Annotated in this window: 20 protein-coding genes; 9 read left to right on the top strand and 11 right to left on the bottom strand. The window is 65.7% G+C overall.

Annotated features, from left to right (window positions below; genetic code table 11):
- Positions 1-362 precede the first annotated feature (362 nt).
- Together AC13FN_RS04655 and AC13FN_RS04650 are read left to right on the top strand one after the other, a co-directional pair.
- Positions 363-713, top strand: coding sequence for a helix-turn-helix domain-containing protein (locus tag AC13FN_RS04655; protein ID WP_134731015.1), 351 nt, complete (start codon positions 363-365; stop codon positions 711-713).
- Between the two features lie 130 nt (positions 714-843).
- Positions 844-2349: a YifB family Mg chelatase-like AAA ATPase gene (locus tag AC13FN_RS04650; RefSeq protein WP_482984591.1), complete on the top strand. Its 1506-nt coding sequence runs from the start codon at positions 844-846 to the stop codon at positions 2347-2349.
- A 7-nt stretch (positions 2350-2356) separates the two neighbouring features.
- On the opposite strand, the gene AC13FN_RS04645 is transcribed toward AC13FN_RS04650, so the two are convergent.
- The 4 genes from AC13FN_RS04645 to yidA form a co-directional block, all read right to left on the bottom strand.
- Positions 2357-2653 carry a hypothetical protein gene (locus AC13FN_RS04645; protein ID WP_159360672.1) on the bottom strand — a complete coding sequence of 99 codons (297 nt, stop codon included), beginning with the start codon at positions 2651-2653 and terminating at the stop codon, positions 2357-2359.
- A gap of 24 nt (positions 2654-2677) precedes the next feature.
- A complete protein-coding gene (locus AC13FN_RS04640) occupies positions 2678-3067 on the bottom strand; it encodes a hypothetical protein (protein WP_482984590.1) in 390 nt (129 codons plus the stop codon).
- Positions 3068-3167: 100 nt separating this feature from the next.
- Positions 3168-5486 (bottom strand): TonB-dependent receptor, encoded by a 2319-nt coding sequence (locus AC13FN_RS04635; protein WP_478413016.1) that lies wholly within the window; start codon positions 5484-5486, stop codon positions 3168-3170.
- A 360-nt stretch (positions 5487-5846) separates the two neighbouring features.
- A complete protein-coding gene (yidA, locus tag AC13FN_RS04630) occupies positions 5847-6680 on the bottom strand; it encodes a sugar-phosphatase (RefSeq protein ID WP_329760671.1) in 834 nt (277 codons plus the stop codon).
- A 149-nt stretch (positions 6681-6829) separates the two neighbouring features.
- Between yidA and AC13FN_RS04625 the strand changes: the two genes are divergently transcribed.
- Positions 6830-7492, top strand: coding sequence for an exopolysaccharide biosynthesis protein (locus AC13FN_RS04625; RefSeq protein WP_329760672.1), 663 nt, complete (start codon positions 6830-6832; stop codon positions 7490-7492).
- A 90-nt stretch (positions 7493-7582) separates the two neighbouring features.
- Here AC13FN_RS04625 and AC13FN_RS04620 read toward each other — a convergent pair whose 3' ends face one another.
- Both AC13FN_RS04620 and AC13FN_RS04615 read right to left on the bottom strand, forming a co-directional pair.
- Positions 7583-8893: a PQQ-dependent sugar dehydrogenase gene (locus AC13FN_RS04620; RefSeq protein WP_478413017.1), complete on the bottom strand. Its 1311-nt coding sequence runs from the start codon at positions 8891-8893 to the stop codon at positions 7583-7585.
- Positions 8886-9326 (bottom strand): DUF2231 domain-containing protein, encoded by a 441-nt coding sequence (locus AC13FN_RS04615; RefSeq protein WP_010482106.1) that lies wholly within the window; start codon positions 9324-9326, stop codon positions 8886-8888. Before AC13FN_RS04615 ends, AC13FN_RS04620 begins: the two co-directional genes overlap by 8 nt.
- 329 nt (positions 9327-9655) lie before the next feature.
- On the opposite strand from AC13FN_RS04615, the gene AC13FN_RS04610 reads away from it, so the two are divergent.
- Complete coding sequence (locus tag AC13FN_RS04610) at positions 9656-11434, top strand: S8 family serine peptidase (protein ID WP_482984589.1); 1779 nt, start codon at positions 9656-9658, stop codon at positions 11432-11434.
- The gene (locus AC13FN_RS04605) at positions 11434-12027 is read left to right on the top strand and encodes a S8 family serine peptidase (RefSeq protein ID WP_478413019.1); all 594 of its coding nucleotides are present in this window, start codon (positions 11434-11436) and stop codon (positions 12025-12027) included. Before AC13FN_RS04610 ends, AC13FN_RS04605 begins: the two co-directional genes overlap by 1 nt.
- Before the next feature lie 145 nt (positions 12028-12172).
- On the opposite strand, the gene AC13FN_RS04600 is transcribed toward AC13FN_RS04605, so the two are convergent.
- From AC13FN_RS04600 to cyoA, 5 genes are all read right to left on the bottom strand, one after another.
- On the bottom strand, positions 12173-12844 hold the full coding sequence (locus tag AC13FN_RS04600) for an SCO family protein (RefSeq protein ID WP_010482109.1): 672 nt from the start codon (positions 12842-12844) through the stop codon (positions 12173-12175).
- 143 nt (positions 12845-12987) lie between these two features.
- A complete protein-coding gene (gene cyoD / locus AC13FN_RS04595) occupies positions 12988-13320 on the bottom strand; it encodes a cytochrome o ubiquinol oxidase subunit IV (RefSeq protein ID WP_005411473.1) in 333 nt (110 codons plus the stop codon).
- A 1-nt stretch (position 13321) separates the two neighbouring features.
- Positions 13322-13957: a cytochrome o ubiquinol oxidase subunit III gene (gene cyoC, locus AC13FN_RS04590; protein ID WP_082783343.1), complete on the bottom strand. Its 636-nt coding sequence runs from the start codon at positions 13955-13957 to the stop codon at positions 13322-13324.
- Positions 13954-15930, bottom strand: a complete 1977-nt coding sequence (gene cyoB, locus AC13FN_RS04585) for a cytochrome o ubiquinol oxidase subunit I (RefSeq protein WP_006474876.1) — start codon at positions 15928-15930, stop codon at positions 13954-13956. The genes cyoC and cyoB overlap by 4 nt, the downstream gene beginning before the upstream one ends.
- Positions 15931-15935: 5 nt before the next feature.
- On the bottom strand, positions 15936-16841 hold the full coding sequence (cyoA, locus tag AC13FN_RS04580; protein WP_049435746.1) for a ubiquinol oxidase subunit II: 906 nt from the start codon (positions 16839-16841) through the stop codon (positions 15936-15938).
- A 183-nt stretch (positions 16842-17024) separates the two neighbouring features.
- Between cyoA and AC13FN_RS04575 the strand changes: the two genes are divergently transcribed.
- The 4 genes from AC13FN_RS04575 to AC13FN_RS04560 are packed head-to-tail and all read left to right on the top strand — an operon-like array spanning position 17025 to position 20897.
- On the top strand, positions 17025-18440 hold the full coding sequence (locus AC13FN_RS04575; protein WP_482984588.1) for an aminotransferase-like domain-containing protein: 1416 nt from the start codon (positions 17025-17027) through the stop codon (positions 18438-18440).
- A gap of 55 nt (positions 18441-18495) precedes the next feature.
- Positions 18496-18774 (top strand): hypothetical protein, encoded by a 279-nt coding sequence (locus AC13FN_RS04570; RefSeq protein ID WP_227852303.1) that lies wholly within the window; start codon positions 18496-18498, stop codon positions 18772-18774.
- On the top strand, positions 18774-19373 hold the full coding sequence (locus AC13FN_RS04565; protein ID WP_049435748.1) for a DUF6436 domain-containing protein: 600 nt from the start codon (positions 18774-18776) through the stop codon (positions 19371-19373). Before AC13FN_RS04570 ends, AC13FN_RS04565 begins: the two co-directional genes overlap by 1 nt.
- A gap of 9 nt (positions 19374-19382) precedes the next feature.
- Positions 19383-20897 (top strand): aminotransferase-like domain-containing protein, encoded by a 1515-nt coding sequence (locus AC13FN_RS04560; protein WP_482984587.1) that lies wholly within the window; start codon positions 19383-19385, stop codon positions 20895-20897.
- Positions 20898-20955 lie beyond the last annotated feature (58 nt).

Raw genomic sequence — 20955 nt, 5'->3', positions numbered from 1 at the left:
CTGACGGTATCCGGCTGCAACCTCGCTGCTGTGCCGCACACAGCTTCCGCCTCGCGTGGGCGGTTGCGCCCCAGCTGCCACTGCGTTCAGAGAACAATCATCACGGGTTGAGCGCTTGCATTTGCACTTGTGCGCTTGCCCTGAAAGGGCGTCACTGTCGCGAATGTCTTGGCCAGGGATAGGGAGGACACGACTGCCACCCCGTATCGTGACCTGTGAGAAGCAGCGTCCTCAGCACATTCAAGAAGAGATTCGTGCGAGAACCGACATATATAGACCTGCTACAGAATTGACGATCTGTCTTGACGCCCACACACTTCCCTGCATGTTCTGTGCAAGGCGGCCTAGGAAGGGGGGTATTCATGGAGTTCCGCACAGATTCACTGTCGGCTCGGATCCGCGCTGCTCGTATCGGCAGCGGGCTATCTCAAACCGATCTCGCCAAAGCCCTGAACGTGAACCGGGCGACGGTGGGCCACTGGGAACGCGAACTAGGCTTCGTGCCGTCTATCGACCATCTGCATGCGTTGAGCAGGGTCACTTGCGTGAGCGTATCTTGGCTGATTTCAGGTGACACCATCGCCAATGGTGGGAAGCCGGAAGGAATGCGCCTGCAATTGGAAGCACGCATGTTGACGGCATCGCGCAACCTTCCGATCTCCCTCCTCGACAACATTGTTGAGTTGATGAGGTCTGCCGAACGCCATATCTGACGTCGTCCCGACGACTGAACCACACGTAGTGGCTGGCCGGATAAGTCCTAGATATCACGCCGAAGTATTCCGATGGTGATCGGCACGCCACCTGTCGCACCATCAAGCACCCCTCCGCAGGAAACCACACATGAGCCTGGCGCTGGTTCACAGCCGCGCCCGCGCCGGGGTTGATGCCCCACTGGTGCGGGTGGAAGTGCATCTCTCTGGCGGCCTGCCTGTCACGCAGATCGTTGGCTTAGCCGAGACCAGCGTCCGCGAATCGCGCGAGCGCGTGCGTGCCGCCCTGCTCTGCGCGCGCTTCGACTTCCCGCAGCGACGCATCACGTTGAACCTCGCGCCCGCTGACTTGCCCAAGGAAGGTGGGCGTTACGACCTGGCGATTGCCTTGGGCATTCTCGCGGCCAGCGGCCAGGTCGATCCTCAGTCGCTGCTGCAGTACGAATTCCTTGGCGAGCTGGGCCTGGCTGGCGAGCTTCGGCCGGTGGCGGGTGCGCTGCCCGCCGCGATTGCCGCCGCCGAGGCCGGGCGCATCCTGGTGGTACCGCCCGGGAATGCTGCGGAGGCCGCACTGGCCGAGCACGCCGATGTGCGTGTAGCGCGTACGCTGCTGGAATGCTGTGCCGGGCTGGGCAATCCACGCCTGTTGCCGTCCGTGGAGCGCGTGGACACGACGCCGTTGCCGCTACCGGATCTGGCCGATGTGCGCGGACAGGCGCATGCACGGCGTGCGTTGGAAGTGGCCGCTGCGGGTGGCCACCATCTACTTCTGATCGGCAGCCCAGGCTGCGGCAAGACGCTGCTGGCCTCGCGCCTGCCCAGCCTGTTGCCGGACACCGAGGAAACCGAGGCGTTGCAGCTGGCTGCGATTGCGTCGGTGAGTGGCGAAGGACTGGACCCAAGACGGTGGCGGCAGCGTCCCTTCCGGGCGCCGCACCACAGTGCGAGCGCCGCGGCGCTGGTGGGTGGGGGCAATCCGCCCTGCCCCGGCGAAATCTCGCTGGCGCATCACGGCGTGCTGTTCCTGGACGAACTTCCGGAGTGGAACCGAAGTGCGCTGGAAACCCTGCGTGAGCCGCTGGAGTCCGGCCACATCCGCATCGCCCGCGCGGCACGCAGCGTGCAGTATCCGGCGCGATTCCAGCTGGTGGCGGCGATGAACCCCTGCCCCTGCGGCTGGGCGGGCGACCGCAGCAACCGCTGCCTGTGCAGCGACGAGCGCATCAACCGCTACCGCGCGCGGGTGTCCGGCCCGCTGCTGGACCGTATCGACCTGCATATCAGCGTGGCGCGCATGGACGCGGTGGAGCTGCGGGAAAGCACGCCGCTGGGGGAGCCCAGTGCTGCGGTACGCGTACGGGTGGAAGCCGCACATGCCCGGCAGCAGGCACGTGGTGGGCTGAATGCCCATCTTCCGCCGGCGGCGCTTCGGGCGTGCACCAAGCTGAGCGAGGGTGATCAGGACATGCTTGAACAGGCCATCGAGCGCCTGCAGCTGTCCGCGCGGGCCATGCACCGGATTCTGCGGGTCGCGCGCACGATTGCGGATCTGGCGGGTTGCGAGGTTATCCAGACGGCGCATCTGGCTGAGGCGATTGGCTATCGGCAGTTGGATCGGGGAAAACCGGGGGTATGACGAAAGATCACATCAGGATGAATGAGGCGCGCCGCGTCTCGTCAAACTGCAGGCTATTCACTGGAAGGACGCCAATGTCGGGCAGTAGCCCACGAGTGTGATGCTCCCATACCTCCGAAGGCCCCGCGATGTCAGCATCCACGGCGTGAATGCGATACACCGGCGCGTAGCCATCCCGTTCTTCCTCGAACGGACAGTCGAGCACCCAGCGCTTTGATGCGCTATCGGTTACCAGCATCATTCGCGGCAGGTCATGGAATCCGCGATACGCCAGGATGCGGTACTGCCCCGAAAGAAGGGTCATCGGAACTCTCAGCAGATTTGCGGTTCAGCGGCCGCGTCCGAACAGTACACCCCGCTTCGCCAGCAACGCCACCCGACGGCTGACCAGCGCGTGCAGCTCCGCCAGCTCCGATGCCCGGCCAGCCGTCATGTTGTCGCCGAACAGCACCCGCGACAGTCCCGCCGCCTCGCTGTCCTCCGGGTGCTGCCAGCGGTCGCGATACACCTTCTGGCACACCAGCCACGCCTGCGGCAGCCCACCACCGGGCAGCGGGCGGACCACGCGTTCGTAGACCTGCCAGAACTGGTATTCGGCGCGCAGGTCGATTGCAGGCGCCACGGACAGCGCCTGCAGGGGCCGTCCTAGGCCCCGGATGCCGAACAACGGGGTTCGCGGGTTGTGCTGAGCCATGCCGACAGCATGACCCAGCAACATTGTGGGAACCTTGCGTCGCCGCCAGAAAATCCCTGCCGATTGCGCAAGGCGGGGTTTGGGGGTCAGAGCCCTTTGCACGGCAAAGGGCTCTGACCCCGTCTCAGAACGCCATCGAGGTACTGAACATCAGCTGCCGTGGCGCGCTGCGCTGCAGGGTCTGGTAATCCCCAGAGAACGACGAGCCGGCGATGGTGGCAGTGCCGATGTTGTGGCGGTTGAACAGGTTGCTCACGTCCAGCCGCAACTCCAGACCGGGCACGGCGCTGTCGGCACCGAAGCGGTAGGCGGCATAGGTGTTGACCTGCCAGAAGGTCGGCACGCGGATGTCGTTCTCGTAGGTGAAAGGCTGGCGCAGGTACGAGGTGCTGGTTGCACCAAAGCGCCAGTCACCGAAGTGGGCGGACAGGTCACTGACCAGCGAGATCTGCGGGTAGCCCGGCTGGGCATTGCCCTTGATCGGGTACACCGTGTCGCCCACCACGAAATCGCTGTCGTAGTACGAACGGGCCACGGCCACGCCCTGGTAGAACTGCAAGTGGTCGCTCAGATCGGCGGTGATGCCGAGGTCGGCACCGATCACGTGCATCTTCGGCATCAGCCGAACCGTGTTGATCTGCGCGAACTGAGTACCGATGGCGGCCGACAGCAGGCGGTTGCGGATGTCGTTGTAGAACACGTCGCCGGTGATCGTCAGCCGATCGAAGCGATGCGACGCGCCCACGGTGAGGTTCCAGTTCTTCTCCGGGCGCAGCGTGCCGGCCACGCGGTCAAACTCTTCCTGGTCGGTGATGGTCCACGCCGAGGCGGTGTAGCCGATGTTGCCGCGCTGGGCCACGCGGTAGCCGTTCATGGTGTTGGCCAGGTCGATGAAGGCATCGGTGGATTCGGTCGGGCTCCAGAACAGCGAGACGTGCGGCAGGAAGTTGCTCTTCGCGCGCAGCGTGCCGTTCACCGGACGATCCTCGGCATCGCCCAGGCCGCCACCACTGGTACGGAAGTCGACGGCCTTGAAGCCAACGCCCAGCTTCAGCGTGTCGTTCAGCACGATGTCGTCCTGCAGGTAGAACTGGCGCGAGCGGGTCACCCAGCTCGATGCGTTGTCGGTCTTGAACGCCGGACCGTACACATCGAACGGACCGGTGGCCTTCAGCGGCGGGCCCTCGCCCAGCAGTGGCTGCTGGTACCACTCGGTCTTGGCCGCAGCCTTGCTCTTCTCCTGCCAGAAGCCGGCGGTGAAGGTGTGCGCGCCGGTCTCGAACTGCAGGTTGAGCATGCCGCCCAGCCGGTTGAGGCGCGGCGTCTGCACCTGTTCGGAGAATGGCGCGCCGTTGGGCGACGGTACGGTCGGGTCGGTCAGCGTGGCCTGGGTGTGGCTGTTGGCGTTGTACAGCTGCACGTTGCCGCTCAGTGCCGGAGTGATCTGGAAGCGATGGTTGATCGAGGACACGCGGTCGCGGGTGGTCTGGCCGGTGTCGTACGGAATCAGTTCGGACAGCTCACCGCAGGTGTAGGCGCCGCAGGATTTGTCTGCGTTCTCCGGCGAGGCCACGTACCAGGCCCACGCGTAATCGGGATAGAAGATGTCGGCCTTCCAGCCCAGCTTGCGGATCATGTCGAAGGAGATGTTGTTGTAACCCCAGACCTTGGCCTTGCTGTCGGACAGGAACACGGTGAAATCGCCCCAGGCGACGTCCTGCTGCAGTTTCAGGTCGCCGCGCAGGAAGTTCTGCGTGCCCTCGCCCTGGTACTTGTCGGCCGATACACGCTGCAGGTCGACCAGCACTTTCGGGCCGTGCTCACCGAGCTGGCCGCTCTGCCCGGACACGGTGGTGACCAGCGTGTTGTTGCTGCCCACACCCTGCTTCACGCGCAGGCTGGGCGTGTCCTGCAGGTTGCGCAGGCGGTATTCCAGGCTGCCGCCGTTGACGCTGCTGGAGAACACGCTGACCGGTGCGCCACCGGGACTGACCGTGATCGCGCCGATGCCATCAGGCGCGCCCACGTTCACCACGCTGGTGCCGGTGAGCGAGAGGAAGCCGTTGTCGTTCAGCGGCACGCCTTCGAAGGTGATGCCCATTTCATTCATGCGGAAGCCGCGCACGAACAGGCTGGTGGCCGAGATATCCAGACCCAGCCCGTCGGTGGCGGTATAGCTGGCGCCGGGCACCTGCTTCAGCATGGCCAGGCCGTTGTTGCCGGTGACCATCGCGTCGAGGTCTTCTGCCTTGATGATGTAGCGGTTGGGGCCGACCACCTGGGTCGGTGCAACGGCGGCGCCGCGCGGTGTGGCGATCACCTGCAGGGCATTGAGCGTGGTGGGCGTGTCGTGCGCGGCATCGTGCGTTTCTGCGGCGTATGCAGGTGCGGTGATGGCCGCGATGATGGCCAGGGCGAGGCGCGTCGTGGGTGGGGTGTTCATGGACAGATCCAGGTGCAGGGAGAGAGCGGCGCAGGCGCACGCCCAGCGCGTTGCAGCACCGGTGTCGGCGCCCTGGCTGGCGATGCGATTGCGTTGAGGGAGCGACGACGCAGTGCGCGCCGGTCAGCAGACGAAGACGATCATCTGCCGTGGGATTCGGTGGGGTGATTTCGACGTGCGAAATTCTTGCATCGCACTGCCGCATTCGCCATTGCGCGGTGGTACAGCGCGAATGGCGATAGGGATGGGTGGGTTATACGTGGGTATAGCCCCGGCGTGGTGGAGGCCAACCTTGACCGGTGCTTACGGTCTGCGTGTGCCAACCAAGGTTGGCATCTACCGGGGCAGCTGGACGCGTGGTTACTGCAGGACGAAACGCTCAATGGCGCGCGCCACGCCTTCATCGGCATTGCTGGTGGTTTCAAACCGCGCCACCGCCTTCACCGCGTCGATGGCGTTGCCCATCGCCACGCTGGTACCGGCGTACTGCAGCATGGTCAGGTCGTTTTCCTGGTCGCCGATGGCCATCACGTTGGCCCGGTCGATGCCCAGGTGTTCGGCCAGCTTCTGCAGGCTCGGGCCCTTGCCGGCACGGCGGTCGAACACTTCCAGGAAGAACGGTGCGCTCTTCAGTACCGCGAAGCGCTCGGTCAGTTCGCTGGGCAGGCGCGCGATGGCGGCATCCAGCACGTCGGGCGCGTCGATCATCATCAGCTTGATGAAGGACATCGACGGGTCCATGTCTTCCACGCGGCGGTAGGACAGCGGCATCCGCGAAAGATGCGAGTCGGCCACGGTGTAATAGCTGATGTCCTGGTTGGGCGTGTACATGCGCTGGCTGTCCAGCGCCTGGAAATGCACGCCCACTTCGCGGGCCACCTGCTCGCAGAACAGGAAATCGTCGAAACTGAGCGGATACTCGACCACGGTTTCGCGCGTGCCGATGCGTTGCACCAGGCCGCCATTGCAGGCGATGCAGTAGTCGTCGTCGCCGTCGATGCCCAGTTCGTGCAGGAACGGCGCCAGGCCCGGCACCGGGCGGCCGCTGGTCAGCACGATATGCACGCCCAGCGCGCGTGCCTGCGCGATGGCCTGCCTGGCCCGCGCGGTGAGCGTGTGGCTGGGGTCCAGCAGGGTGCCATCCATATCGATGGCGACCAGTTCGATGGTCGATTGCCTGCGGCCCATGTCCATTGCGTTCAACTCGTGCGGGGCACGCCAGTTTAACCCCTCATGCCCGGTTCACCTCTTTGCCCACGCTGGCCGGGATACTGCGGGAGCCTGTGCGTCCCCCGCCGCAGGACGGCCCGCTGACCGCCCTTCCCTGGAGAACCTTGCGACGCATGACCTACCGTGCCCCCGAAACCAATGACAGCGCGCCCCTGGCCCAGCAGATCGAGCAGATGATCGACGAACTGCCCGGCGACCAGGTGAGCGTCGGCACCCTGCTCAGCGCGCTGGGCGATGAAGGCCTGCTGCTGATCGTGATCCTGCTCTCGGCCATCTTCATCATTCCGGTGTCGATTCCGGGGCTGAGTACCGTGTTTGGCGCCTCGATCCTGCTGATCGGCCTGAGCCGCGTGCGCAACCGCCCGCTGTGGGTGCCACAGAAGCTGGCGGGCCGCGAGATCGCCACCGACAAGCTGAAGGCCAACCTGGGCCGTGCGCTGAAGTGGGTGCACCGCATGGAGCGGCTGTCGCGGCCGATGCGGCTGGCGGTGATGGTGCGCTCGAAGAAGATGATGCGCCTGAACAACCTGATGCTGGTGTTCGCGACCCTGCTGCTGATGGCGCCGGCCGGGCCGATTCCCTTCAGCAACACGCTGCCGGCGTTGGCGCTGATGTCCTTTGCGATCGGCTTCATCCAGCGCGATGGCGCGGCGGTAGCGGCCGGATACGGCTTTGTGGTGGCCACGGTGGTGTATTTCGGCGTGCTGCTGGGCGGCGTCGGGTTTGCTGCCGAGTCGGTGTTCAGCGGGTTCCGCAGCAGTACTGCGGAACTGTAGAGCCGAGCCCATGCTCGGCTGCCATTCGTTCGGTGCACGGAAATCCCCGCGCTGCGCGCGTAAGCCGAGCATGGGCTCGGCTCTACAGAACTACTTGGCCGACACCCGCCACACCACGTCGCCCACGTCGTCGGCGACCAGCAGCGCGCCCTCTGCATCCATGGCCATACCCACCGGCGCACCCATCAGCGTCTTCTCGTCCTTCGAGGCGAAGCCGCTGACCACAGTCTGCGGCCGCCCGGTCGGCTTGCCGTCCTTGAACGGTACGTACACCACTTCATAGCCGCTCAGCGGCGAGCGGTCCCAGCTGCCGTGCTCGCCGATGAAGGCGCCGCCGTGGTACTGCGCCGGCAGTGCCTGGCCGGTGTAGAACAGCAGGCCCAGCGGTGCCACGTGCGAGCCGATGGCGTAGTCCGGCACGATCGCCTTGGCTACCAGATCAGGTCGCTGCGGCTGCACGCGCTCGTCCACGTGCTGGCCGTAGTAGCTGTAGGGCCAGCCGTAGAAGCCATCTTCCTTCACCGAGGTCAAGTAATCAGGCACCAGGTCGGCACCGATCTCGTCGCGTTCGTTCGCCACCGCCCACAACGTGCCGGTGCTCGGCTCCCAGTCCAGTCCGGTCGGGTTGCGGATGCCCGACGCAAAGATGCGGCTGCCACGGGTGGCCACGTCCACTTCCAGCACCACCGCGCGGCGGTATTCGACGGCCAGGCCATTCTCGGTGATGTTGCTGTTGGAACCCACGCCCACGTACAGCTTGCGGCCATCGCGGCTGGCCAGCAGTTCCTTGGTCCAGTGGTGGTTGATGGTGCTGGGCAGGTCGGTGAACTCGCGGCCCTTGTCGGACATGCGGGTTTCGCCGGGCACGTAGTGGTACTGCATGATGTTGCCGGTGTTGGCCACGTACAGCGTGTCACCGATCAGCTGGATGCCGAACGGCGAATGCAGGCCTTCGATGTAGACGTGCTGGACCCAGGTGTTCGTTCCCGGCGTGCGGCGCAGCAGGGTGACCCGGTTGCCGCCCTTGCCGGCCTTGCCCGAGCGCGCCTTCACCTTGCCAGCGATCCACTGCTTGGGTGTGGTCACCGGTTCCTCACCGGGGCCATTGCCCTCCACCACCAGCACATCGCCGTTGGGCAGGGTCAGCAGGCGCCGCGGATGTTGCAGGTTGGCGGCGATGCGCTCGATCTTCAGGCCCTCGGCTACCGTGGGCGCTTGGCCATCGGCCCAGCCCACGCCGCGTGGCACCTGCATCGGCGGCATCAGGAAGTTCTTCGGTGCCGGCAGCGGTGGCTTCGCACCCGACTGGTCGGTGGGGTGGTATTCGGCCTTGCCCGCGCACGCCGACAGGGTGACGGCCAGAGCCAGCGCGGCCACGGTGGGCAGGATGTGCTTAACCATGACGACCTCCCTGCAGCACCGGCGGCTGCAGTGACAGCAGGATCAGGCCCAGTGCGATCAGGGCCACGGTCAGCGCCGACAGGATCGTGCCTGGCACCGCAACGGCATAGGCGTCGCGGCTGTGCACGAAGGCGTTCCAGATGGCCAGCACCACTGCGACCAGATTGAGGAAGAAGTCGATGCGATCGATGCGGGTGGCCGTGCCGTTGCGGCGCCAGACCGTGAACAGGTTGATCAGGCGCGGAATGATGGCGATCAGCAGGCCGAAGGTGATCAGCCAGGCGGCGGCCTTGCCCCACATCACCTCGGCGCTGTTGAGATAGATCGCGTCGAAGATCAGTGCGCCGACGAAGAAGCCGAAAGGTATCGGGTTCAACAGGCTGAACAGCGTGGTGCCAAGGCCGCGATGGGCCTGGGCGAGCGGATTGACCATCATCGTGCTCCGACGCGGAAGGGTGCACGGGCTGTAGTAGCACAGCCGGATGTGAGGGCGCGCGATGACACTGCCTGTGTAGAGCCAAGCCCATGCTCGGCTGCTTTACACACGGGACCGTCCGATCAGCCGAGCATGGGCTCGGCTCTACAGGAACGCGCAGTCGTCATTACCCCGCGGCATAAGCGTTTGTGACGCAATCGGCACATCTGCAGATTGGGTGTGTGAAGAGGTAGGGGGTTGTTCGTTGTGTCGCGTTTGGCTCGTTGCGATGGGGCAGTTCCGCCCCGCCGTCCTGCCATGCCGATTCACAACAGAAGGATTCGTGTATGAAGCGACACACGCAACGCTCCGCGCCACCGCGCTCCGCGCGCCTGGCCCTGGCCACTGCCCTGGTACTGGGCAGCCTGGCCGTCACCGCCCAGGCCCAGCAGGCCGATCCGCTGGCCGGACGCCAGTGGCACCTGCTCAACACCGGGCAGGCCGTACTGGGCGATACCCTGCCGGTGGCCGGCAACGATCTCAACGTGGATGGCCTGTTCCGCAATGGCATCCGTGGTCAGGGCGTCACCATCGCCATCGTCGATGACGGCCTGCAGATTGCCCACCCGGACCTGGCCGCCAACGTCGCGGCAGTCGCGGGCAAGAACTTCGCCAACCAGAGCAACAACCCTTCACCGTCCAATCCGGACCGCGACAATCACGGCACCATGGTCGGCGGCATCGCCGGTGCGGTGGGCGCCAACAACCTGGGCGTGCGCGGCGTGGCCTCGGCGGCCACCCTGAAGGGCTTCAATTTCCTGGCATCCAATGCCCAGGGCAACTCGAATTCCAACATCGAGTACTCATGGTGGGATGGCGCCGAAGTGGCCGACGTGGGGGTCTTCAACAACAGCTGGGGCTCAAGCCCGGGCAACCCCAGCCTGCCGTTGGCCTACAGCCAGAACGACATCACTGCCTATGAGCAGGCCATGTCCGGCACCCGTGGCGGGCGCGGTGGCATCTACGTGAAAGCCGCTGGCAACAACCACGACAACGGGTACTGGGAAGATAGCCTCGGCAATGGCTACGAAACCTGCTCGAATGACACCAAGAACCGCAACACCGGCTGCGTTCCAGCCGGCCGCGATCCGCGCAACAACCTGTTCAACGTGATCACCGTGGGTGCGGTGCGCGCCGATGGCGTGCGCTCGTCCTACTCGTCCACCGGTTCGGCGCTGTGGGTGTCGGCCTTCGGCGGCGAGAACGGCTGGCAGCGGCAGATCGTGCCGGGGCAGCTGGCGATCCGTTACGATCCGGCCATCCTCACCACCGATGTCACCGGCTGCGCGCAGGGCAGCAACAAGAACGCGAGCCTGCGCAACACATTGGACGGCGACCAGTCGGCCATCGACAGAACCTGCAACTACACCGGCAAGATGAACGGTACCTCGGCAGCCACACCGATGGTCTCGGGCGTGGCGGCACTGGTGCTTGAGACCAACCCGAACCTTTCCTACCGCGATGTGAAGTACATCCTGGCCACCACCGCCACCCGCAACGACCCGAACCTGGCGGCCGTGACACTGGCTGATGGCCGCGTGCTTGTACCAGGCTGGACGGTGAACGCTGCCGGCCGCGCGTACAGCAACTGGTACGGCTTCGGTGTGGTCAACGCTGCGCGCGCAGTGCAGGTCGCGGAGAACTTCCAGTCGCTGGGTGCACTGGTCGACAGCGGCTGGCGCACCACCACGCGCACCGTGGCCATCGGCAATACCTCGGCCGCCGCGGCGCGGCTGACTTTCCAGGTCGCCAATGGTGCGCGCAGCATCGAGAGCGTGCAGCTGGGCTTCCGGGTCAACCACAGAAACACCCGCCAGCTGCAGTTCGTGCTGATCTCGCCCAGTGGCACGCGCAGCGTGGTGCAGCCGGCGTTCACCGGGATCGGTTCGGGCACCGGTGGGGTGCAGCGCAATTTCACCAACTGGGACCTGTTGTCCAGCAATGCCTTCCTGGATGAGAACGCCACGGGCACCTGGACGCTGGAAGTCACCGACCTGGGGCAGGCCGCGAACGCTGCATCGCGTGGCAACCTCGAATTCTTCAAGATCCGCGTTCTGGGGCACTGATGATGAAGACAACCATTCTGTTGAGCACCCTCGCCCTCGCGGCGATGACCACCACCGCCTGGGCCCAGAGTTCGGGCCAGACACCACCGGCGAAGACCTTGTCGACCGTAGACGCGCAGCAACTCAAGGCGGAGGCCACAGGCCGTTCGTTCAATGTGGGCGGCTCCCGCTTCCAGCTGGCGCCGTCGGCAAGCGTGCAGCAGGCCAGCGGCGGCCAGTTCCGGATCACCACCGGGGCTGATGCCAGCGCGGCGGCCGTCGGCACCCGCAGCAAGCGGTCCACGGATGCGTCTACCGGTGTGGCCGCACGTGCGGATGCCGGTGCCAGCAAGTTCGCCGCCGCCGTCTCCAACGACGGCGCACCGGTGGTGGCGACCTCTCGGGTGAAGGTGTTCTTCACCGATGCGGCCTCGGCCCAGCGTGCGGCCACCGCCACCGGCGGCACCGTGGTGAAGGTATCCAAGGCCGCGGGCCGCGCGATTGTGGAGTACCCGTCGGTGAACGCGGCGCTGGACGCAACCACCAAGCTGCTGTCGAACGCCGGCATCAAGGCGGCCGAACCGGACGTGGTGCAGTGGGAAGAAACCAAGTAAGGCGTTGAGTGGTGCCCCCGGCCGGTTGGCTCTCCTGGCCGGCCGGGGGATTGGTGTCAGGGTGTGCCGACCAACGGTCGGCACCCACCGGATTCATGCATCACGTGTCGACCAACGGTCGGCACCCACAGCGGTGGAGGTGACGTCAGCGCGCGGCGAGTGTGTCGCTGTGCTTGCGGCTGCAGCTGGCCAGCGCGTCATTGCCTGCCGCCGGATGTGCCGGTTCCAGCAGCAGGCGCTGCACGTCGGAGAACAGCTTGTCCACCGGCATGCCATAGGGCGCGAACAGGCGCAGGCGGCCCTGGCGGTCGAACACGTAACCGCCCGCGATGTGGCTCATGGTGTAGGTCTCCGGCACCTGGCCGGGCTCTTTCTCGTAGAACGCCTTGAAGTCGCTGGCCATCGCGGCCAGTTGTGCCTCGTTGCCGACCAGTGCGATCGCCTTGGGGTCGAAGGCTTCCACATAGGTGCGCGCAACCTCCGGCGTATCACGCGCCGGGTCGACGCTGACGAACACCACCTGCAGCTGGTCGGCATCCTTGCCCATCAGGTGCTTCACCTGGCTCAACTCGACCATGGTGGTCGGGCACACATCCGGGCAGCTGGTGAAACCGAAGAACAGGTAGGTCACCTGCCCCTGCAGGTCCTTCGGGCCGCGCACGGTGCCGTGGCTGTCGGGCATCGACCACTGCTGGCCAAGTTCTTCACAGGCGATGTCCTTGGAATAGAAGTCCATGCGCGACTGCGCACTGCAGCCGGCCAGCAGGCCGATGGCCAGGCCTGCCAGCAGCGGCAGGCGGAAACGGGGAGAGAACAACGAACGGACAACAGCAGCAGGACGCTTCACGGGTACCACCAACGCAGATGCGGGCGGGGTCTCGGTCAGGCCTGCCCTTGGGGGAAAAGAGGGCTGAGGTGCCGGGGTGATCGCGCGATCCGTGCCGATCACCCCGGCCACGGTCAGTTGATCATCATGTGGTAGTGCATGCTCCAGATGATCCATACCGACAGCGCGACGATGATGAACAGGATCACCAGGGTGAACACGAAGCTGGCCAGGTTCCAGCCACCTTCGGACTTGCGGTCCATGTGCAGGAAATAGACCAGCTGCACCAGGATCTGCGCCACCGCAAAGCCGACCAGCAGGAACAGCGTGAGCGGACGCGACAGCACCGGGTTCATCACCAGCGCGAACGGCACCACGGTCAGCAGCGCGCACAGCACGAATCCGATCAGGTAGGACTTGGTGGAGCCGTGCGCATTGCCGGCGCGCGAGGTTTCGACGTGGGCCATGTCAGAAGGCTCCGATCAGGTAGACGAAGGTGAAGACGCAGATCCACACCAGGTCCAGGAAGTGCCAGAACAGGCTCAGGCACGACACGCGGGTGATGTTGGTCGGGGTCAGGCCACGGCGGTAGACCTGGTGCATGACCACCGCCATCCAGATCAGGCCGCTGGCCACGTGCAGGCCGTGGGTGGCGACCAGCGCAAAGAACGCCGACAGGTAGGCACTGGTGCTGGGGCCTGCGCCTTCGTGGATCAGGTGCGAGAACTCATAGATCTCCATGCCGATGAACGAGGCACCGAGCACGAAGGTCACGCCCAGCCAGCGCAGCACCGCCGAGGCATCGTGGCGATGCATCGCCAGCACGGCCTGGCCATAGGTGATGCTGGAGACCAGCAGCAGGAAGGTCTCGGCCATCACGAACGGCAGCGAGAACAGCTCCTTGCCGGTGGGGCCGCCGGCGTAGGCGGTGCTGAGCACCGCGTACGAGGCGAACAGCGAACCGAACAGCACCAGGTCGGACATGAGGTAGACCCACATGCCGAACACCTTCATGCCGCCCTGTTCGTGGCCGTGGTCGTGTTCGTGGTGGTCCTCGTGCGCCTGCGTGTCGCTGGCCAGCTCCGGGCGGGTCAACAGGTTCATGCGCGTACCTCCTTCAGCTTGGCAAGGTTGGCCGCTTCAGTGCGCGCCACCTCTTCGGAACTGACGTAGTAGTCCACGTCCTCGTCGTAGGACCGCACGATCAGGGTGACGATCATCGCGATGAAGCTGGCCGCGGCCATCCACCAGATGTGCCAGACCAGGGCGAAGCACAGCACCAGGATCCAGATGTTGAGGATCAGCGGCACGCCGGTGTTCTTCGGCATGTGGATCGGTGCGTACTTCTTCGGCGGCGGCGGCAGGCCGCGCTTCTTCGCTTCGTGGAAGGCGTCCAGCTCATCGGCCTTGGGCACCACCGCGAAGTTGTAGAACGGCGGCGGCGACGGCGTGGCCCATTCCAGCGTGCGCGCATTCCACGGGTCGCCTGTCAGGTCCAGGTTGCGCTTGCGGTCGCGAACGCTCACGTAGATCTGCACCAGCATCAGGATGATGCCCGCGAACACGAACAGCGCACCGATGAAGGCGGCGATCAGGTACGGCGTCCACGCCGGGTTGTCGTACTGGTTCATGCGGCGGGTCATGCCCATGAAGCCGAGCATGTACAGCGGCATGAAGGCCAGGTAGAAGCCGATCACCCAGCAGGCGAACGACCACTTGCCCAGGCGCTCGTTGAGGGTGAAGCCGAACACCTTCGGGAACCAGTAGGCGAAGCCGGCCAGGTAGCCGAACAGCGCGCCACCGATGATGGTGTTGTGGAAGTGGGCAACCAGGAACAGGCTGTTGTGCAGCAGGAAGTCCGCGCCCGGGATGGCCAGCAGCACGCCGGTCATGCCACCGATGGTGAAGGTGACCAGGAAGGCGATGGTCCACAGCATCGGCACGCTGAACTCGACGCGGCCACCATACATGGTGAACAGCCAGGTGAAGATCTTCACGCCGGTGGGAATGGCGATGATCATCGTCATGATGCCGAAGAAGGCATTGACGCTGGCACCGGAACCCATGGTGAAGAAGTGGTGCAGCCAGACGATGAACGACAGGATGCCGATCGCCAGCGTGGCGCCGACCATCGACTTGTAGCCGAACAGCTTCTTGCGCGCGAACGTGGCGGTCACTTCAGAGAAGATGCCGAACGCCGGCAGCACTAGGATGTACACCTCCGGATGGCCCCAGGCCCACACCAGGTTCACGTACATCATCGGGTTGCCACCCAACGTGTTGGTGTAGAAATTGAAGTCCAGGTAGCGGTCCAGGGTGAGCGCACCCAGCGCCACGGTCAGGATCGGGAAGGCGGCGATGATGATCACGCTGGTGACCAGCACGGTCCAGGTGAACACCGGCATCTTCATCAACGTCATGCCCGGCGCACGCATGCGCAGGATGGTGATGAACAGGTTGACGCCGGTCAGCAACGTGCCGATGCCGGACGCCTGCAAGGCCCAGATGTAGTAATCGACACCGACGCCTGGGCTGAACTCGATGCCCGACAGCGGCGGATAGGCGACCCAGCCGGTCATGGCGAACTCGCCGACGCCCAGCGAGATCATCATCAGCGCTGCGCCGACCACGAAGATCCAGAAGCTGAAGGCGTTGAGGAACGGGAACGCCATGTCGCGTGCGCCGATCTGCAGCGGCACGATGATGTTCATCAGGCCGACCACGAACGGGGTGGCCACGAAGAAGATCATGATCACGCCGTGCGCGGTGAAGATCTGGTCGTAGTGCTCGGGCGGCAGGAAACCATCACTGCCCGGCCCAGCCGCGGCCAGCTGCGCGCGCATCATCAGCGCATCGGCGAAGCCGCGCACCAGCATGACCAGCGCCACCACCACGTACATGATGCCGATCTTCTTGTGGTCCACGGTGGTGAACCAGTCACGCCAGAGCGGGCCCCACAGCTTGAAGTACGTCACCGCGCCGAGCAGCGCGAGGCCACCCAGCACCATGGCCGCCAATGTGACCACGACGATCGGCTCGTGCAGGGGCACGGCCTCCCACGTCAATTTACCCAACATGTTCGTTACTCCTGGGAAACCTGGGCACCGCCGGCAGCGCCCGCCGGGGTAGCAGCTGCGGTGTTCTCACCGACGCCGATGAACTGGTCGATGACCTTCTTGAACAGCAGCGGTTCAACACTGGAGAAGTGCTGCACCGGTGCGTTCTTCGACGGCGCGGCCAGCGCCTTGAACTGCGTGAAGCTGAGCGCGTCGGGCGCGCTGCGCACTTCGGCCACCCAGCGCTCGAAGTCTTCGTTGCTGCTGGCAGTGGCGATGAACTTCATGTTCGAGAAGCCATGCCCGCTGTAGTTGCCGGACATGCCACGGAACTGGCCGGGCTCGTTGGCGATCAGGTGCAGCTGCGTGCGCATGCCGGCCATCGCGTAGATCTGCCCACCCAGCTGCGGGATGAAGAAGGTATTCATCGTCGAGTTGGAGGTGATGTTGAATGCCAGCGGGCGGTTGGCCGGGAAGTTGAGCTGGTTGACCGTGGCGATGCCCAGGTCTGGGTACACGAACACCCATTTCCAGTCGGTGGCGATCACGTCCACGTGCAGCGGCTCACCGGCCACGTCAAGCGGCTTGTAGGGGTCTAGCTCGTGGGTCGACTTCCACACGATCACCGCCAGCACCGCGATGATGATCAGCGGCACGCCCCAGACCACGATCTCCACCTTGGTGGAGTGCGACCAGTCAGGCATGTATTTCGCTTTGGTGTTGCCGGCGCGGTAGCGCCACGCGAACACGAAGGTCAGCACGATGGCCGGTATCACCACGATCAGCATCAGGCCGATGCAGATCAGGATCAGGTCGCGCTGGGCGAGCCCGACCATGCCCTTCGAATCCAGCAGCACCCAGTCACAGCCCGACAGGCCGACGCAGGCCAGGGCGACCAGCGCCAGGCGGATGCGGTTCCAGCAGATATTCATTGGAGGTCAACCCTGTTGAAGAAGCGCGCTTGACCGGCTCGCCTGCGCGCAGCGCTCGGGCGTGGAGCGGCTACACTGTGGGTACGAGGTCGCCTACAAGAAGGCGACCCACTCCAATCAAGCCCATACAAGATACATCATTGTATGGACTTGTGCATCTGCACGTATGGAAAAATCTGACCGATGACGCCACCTGCCGCCGGCCGCCGCCTGAAACATCCCAATCGCACCTGGGTCCGCCCCTTCCGCGAGGGCGCCGGCCCGCTGTACCTGCAGATTGCCCAGCAGGTGCGCGAGGCGGTGGATGACGGCGTGCTGCGCCCGGGCGACCGCCTTCCGCCACAACGCGACCTGGCCCAGCAGGTGGGCGTGGACCTGACCACGGTCACCCGTGCCTTCGCCGAGCTGCGCCAGGCCGGCCTGCTCGACGCCCAGGGCGCCGGCGGCACCTTCATCGCACTGTCGGCCGGCAACCGCAGCACCTCGGTCGACCTGAGCATGAACATCCCGCCGCTGCTGGGCAGCGCGCCCTTTGCACAGGGCATGGAGGCCGGTTTCCAGCACGTGGGCCAGCAGCTGGGCCAGGGCGAACTGATGAGCTACCACGTTGGCGCCGGCACCCGCGAGGACCGCGCCGCCGCGGTGCAGTGGCTGGCGCCGATGCTGGGCACGGTGGGTGCCGACCAGGTAGTGATCTGCCCCGGCGCGCAGACCGCGCTGTGCGCGCTGATCCTGGCCCGTACCCAGCCAGGCGAGCTGATCGCCGCCGAGCAGCTGACCTACCCGGGCCTGCTGGCGGCCGCGCGCGTGCTGCAGCGGGGCGTGGTGCCGGTGGCGATGGACGCCGAAGGCATGCTGCCCGAGGCTCTGGAAGAAGCCTGCCAGCTGCGCCGCCCGCGCCTGCTGTACCTGGTGCCGACCATCCAGAACCCCACCACGGCAACGATGTCGGCGCAGCGCCGGCAGGCCCTGCTGGATGTCGCCAAGCGCCACGATCTGACCGTGATCGAAGACGATCCCTACTGGTTGCTGGCCGGTGACGCCGCGCCGCCGCTGGCCGCCCATCGCGACGCCGGCTGCCCGGTCTACTACATCTCCACCCTGTCCAAGTGCCTGGCCCCGGGCCTGCGCACCGCTTACCTGATAGTACCGGCCGGCGAGCCGATGGAACCGGTGCTGGACGCGCTGCGCGCCATCGCGCTGATGCCGACCCAGTCGATGGTGGCGGTGGCCTCGCAGTGGATCCGCAGCGGCCAGGCCCAGGACATGGTGCTGCGCTTCCAGCAGGAGCTGCGCGAGCGCCAGGCCATTGCTGCCCGGTACCTGCCGTCCCGCGCGCGGGCGCACCCGGCCGGCCTGCACGTGTGGCTGCCGCTGCCGCCGCGGCTGGACCAGTACCGGCTGATCCAGGCCGCACAGGAGCAGGGGCTGGGCATCGCCAGTTCCGACGCCTTCAGCGTGGAAGAACCGCCGCCGGGCAACGCGATCCGCCTGTCGCTGGGCGGCGCGGTCGACCAGGGCGCGCTGGCCGGGGCGCTGGCCAAGCTGAACGAGATCCTGTCTGAAGCCCCCGAGGCCCGGCATAACGCCATCGTTTGAGCCATCCACGTGGCACGACATCCATACAAGATGATATTTTGTATGCAATGTATGGATGAAGGGACGTGCATCGATGCGCGCCGAGAAACTGAAGTTCCACCTGGTGATGGCCGGGTGCGGTGGCTTTGTTGTGCTGATGCTGGCCGCGCTGGCCTGGGTCTGCCTGCAGCCGCAGACCGTGGACGTACAGGCCGCCGAACGCCATGCCATCGAGCAGTGCCTGCAGCGCAGCGAGGATCCGTCGCGTAGCGAGATCCAGCGTCGCGCCCAGGCCGACTCCTGCCGCGAGATGCGCAAGCAGTACGTGCACAAGTTTGGCGGGGACGCGTCCTGATGGGCGCAGCCGCGCCGCGTCGCCGCTGGCTGCTGCCGACGATGATCGCCCTCGCCTGCCTGTTCATGGCCGGCGTGGCGGCTGCGCTGTGGCAATACTTCGGCTACAGCGCGCAGTCCACGTTCACCGAACAGGCCATCGTCTTCGACGACTCGCAGTTGCGCCTGCCGGCCGATCTGGCCGGAGATACCGGCCGCATCCGCGTGGTGCATTTCTGGGACCCGGCCTGCGGCGTGTGCAACCGCGAGACCGGTGCCCACCTGAGCTACCTGATCAGCATGTATCGCCGCGCCGGCATCGACTTCTATGCGATCCGCCGCCCGGGTACACAGGGCGAGCTGCCCGAGCCGCTGCGCAACAAGGTGATCAACCTGCCGACCATCGATGGCATCGACCACATCCCGGCCAGCCCTGCCGTAGCCATCTGGGACCGGCACGGCCATCTGGCGTACGCCGGCCCGTACAGCATCGGCATGGTCTGCAACTCGGCCAACAGTTTCGTCGAACCGCTGCTGGACAAGCTGGTACGTGGTGAGACCGTACGCCCGAAAGGACTGCTTGCCGTGGGCTGCTACTGCCCGTGGCAGGCCAAGCGCTGAGGACGCGCAATGACATCACTGACGCCGGCCGACGTGGCCGCCGCAAACAACAACGGCGGTCACCTGTCCGAACCGACCGATGGTTATGGACAGGCTCCCGCCGTTGGAAGCAACGATACGCCCCGACATGCTCCGTACATGCCGCGACCGGATGTCGCAGCGCGCGAGTGGGTGCAGGACGTGCTCGCGCACAGCGGTCCGATCTACCTGCGCATCGTCAATTCGCTGGAACGCACGGTGCGCCGTGGTGGTCTGGCACCGGGACAGCGCCTGCCCTCGCAGCGCGCGTTGGCGCAGCAGCTGGGCATCGACCTGACCACGGTCACCCGCGCCTTCGATGAAGCACGCAAGCGTGGCCTGATCGAAGCGCGTGGACCACAGGGCAGCTTCATCGCACCGCCCAAGGCCGGCTTCGACCAGGTGGTGGACCTGAGCATGAACGTGCCGCCGGTGCCTGATGCCGACGCGCTGGCGGAGACGCTGCGCCGTGGTGCCGCCGCCGTGCTTGCGCGCAGCAACGCACCGAACCTGATGACCTATCACCTGGGGGGCGGCAACCCCACTGATCGCCATGCCGCGGCGCGCTGGCTGCAGCCGATGCTGGGCGTCGTGGCTGACAACTGCCTGCTGCTGACCGAAGGCGCACAGGTGGCGCTGGCCGCGATCCTGGTCAGCCAGGGCCGCGATGGCGATACGATCCTCTGCGATGCGCTGGTCTACCCGGGCCTGCTGCAGGCCGCCGCCGCACTGGGTCGGCGGCTGCTGCCGGTGGACGGCGACGAACACGGCATGTGTCCTGAAGCGCTGCTGCGGCAGGCACGCGAAAGCGGCGCGCGCCTGGTCTATCTCAATCCCACCTGCCAGAACCCGACCGCGCTGACCCTGCCGCTGCAGCGGCGCGAGGCGCTGGCGCGTGTACTGGAGAGCGAAGGCCTGCTGGCGATCGAGGATGATCCGTACTGGCAACTTGCCGAAGATGCACCTACACCGCTGGCGGCACTGGCACCGCGTCATGTGTTCTACGTGGCGACGCTGTCCAAGGTGATCAGCCCAGGCCTGCGCACCGCGTTCGTGCGCTGCCCGAGCGCGGCGCATGCCGAGGCGATGACGGCGGCGTTGCGGGCGACGCGACTGATGGGGCATCCGCTGGTCTCGGCGTTGGCCAGCCAACTGCTGCTGGATGGTTCGGCCCAGTCGCTGCTGGCCCAGGTGCGCACCGAGGCACGCGAGCGCACGCGCATGGCGCGCTACCTGCTGGCACCTTCGCTGCTGCAGCGCGCGGAAGGCCTGCATGCGTGGTGCCGGATACCGGCGCCGTGGACCGACGCCACGCTGGTGCGTACCGCACATCTGCAGGGGCTGGCGATTGCGCCGTCATCGGCGTTCTGCCCGCCGGGGGTCTCGCACCAGTGCGGCGTGCGGTTGTCGCTGGGGCTGGCCGCGGACCGACGGCAGCTGGAAAGTGCGCTGCGGCGGATTGACCGGTTGTTGTTGTCGGATGCGTTGCCGGCGATTGATCGGTAGGCGAAGAGCATCCACGCAGGGCGTGGATCTACGGGACCCGCTTCGGTAGATGCCAACT

The sequence above is a fragment of the Stenotrophomonas sp. 115C5 genome, from assembly GCF_056861055.1.
Note: the sequence above shows the minus strand (reverse complement) of the source record. Positions and strands in the feature narration are given on the sequence as shown.

Excerpts from the sequence above, each read along its gene's own strand:
- AC13FN_RS04610 (WP_482984589.1), top strand. The coding sequence starts at position 9,656 with ATGAAGCGACACACGCAACGCTCCGCGCCACCGCGCTCCGCGCGCCTG.
- AC13FN_RS04575 (WP_482984588.1), top strand. The coding sequence starts at position 17,025 with ATGACGCCACCTGCCGCCGGCCGCCGCCTGAAACATCCCAATCGCACC.
- AC13FN_RS04560 (WP_482984587.1), top strand. The coding sequence starts at position 19,383 with ATGACATCACTGACGCCGGCCGACGTGGCCGCCGCAAACAACAACGGC.
- AC13FN_RS04650 (WP_482984591.1), top strand. The coding sequence starts at position 844 with ATGAGCCTGGCGCTGGTTCACAGCCGCGCCCGCGCCGGGGTTGATGCC.
- AC13FN_RS04605 (WP_478413019.1), top strand. The coding sequence starts at position 11,434 with ATGATGAAGACAACCATTCTGTTGAGCACCCTCGCCCTCGCGGCGATG.
- AC13FN_RS04620 (WP_478413017.1), bottom strand. The coding sequence starts at position 8,893 with ATGGTTAAGCACATCCTGCCCACCGTGGCCGCGCTGGCTCTGGCCGTC.
- AC13FN_RS04640 (WP_482984590.1), bottom strand. The coding sequence starts at position 3,067 with ATGTTGCTGGGTCATGCTGTCGGCATGGCTCAGCACAACCCGCGAACC.
- AC13FN_RS04615 (WP_010482106.1), bottom strand. The coding sequence starts at position 9,326 with ATGGTCAATCCGCTCGCCCAGGCCCATCGCGGCCTTGGCACCACGCTG.
- AC13FN_RS04655 (WP_134731015.1), top strand. The coding sequence starts at position 363 with ATGGAGTTCCGCACAGATTCACTGTCGGCTCGGATCCGCGCTGCTCGT.
- AC13FN_RS04635 (WP_478413016.1), bottom strand. The coding sequence starts at position 5,486 with ATGAACACCCCACCCACGACGCGCCTCGCCCTGGCCATCATCGCGGCC.
- AC13FN_RS04565 (WP_049435748.1), top strand. The coding sequence starts at position 18,774 with ATGGGCGCAGCCGCGCCGCGTCGCCGCTGGCTGCTGCCGACGATGATC.
- AC13FN_RS04645 (WP_159360672.1), bottom strand. The coding sequence starts at position 2,653 with ATGACCCTTCTTTCGGGGCAGTACCGCATCCTGGCGTATCGCGGATTC.
- yidA (WP_329760671.1), bottom strand. The coding sequence starts at position 6,680 with ATGGACATGGGCCGCAGGCAATCGACCATCGAACTGGTCGCCATCGAT.
- cyoD (WP_005411473.1), bottom strand. The coding sequence starts at position 13,320 with ATGGCCCACGTCGAAACCTCGCGCGCCGGCAATGCGCACGGCTCCACC.
- AC13FN_RS04570 (WP_227852303.1), top strand. The coding sequence starts at position 18,496 with ATGAAGGGACGTGCATCGATGCGCGCCGAGAAACTGAAGTTCCACCTG.
- AC13FN_RS04625 (WP_329760672.1), top strand. The coding sequence starts at position 6,830 with ATGACCTACCGTGCCCCCGAAACCAATGACAGCGCGCCCCTGGCCCAG.
- cyoA (WP_049435746.1), bottom strand. The coding sequence starts at position 16,841 with ATGAATATCTGCTGGAACCGCATCCGCCTGGCGCTGGTCGCCCTGGCC.
- cyoC (WP_082783343.1), bottom strand. The coding sequence starts at position 13,957 with ATGAACCTGTTGACCCGCCCGGAGCTGGCCAGCGACACGCAGGCGCAC.
- cyoB (WP_006474876.1), bottom strand. The coding sequence starts at position 15,930 with ATGTTGGGTAAATTGACGTGGGAGGCCGTGCCCCTGCACGAGCCGATC.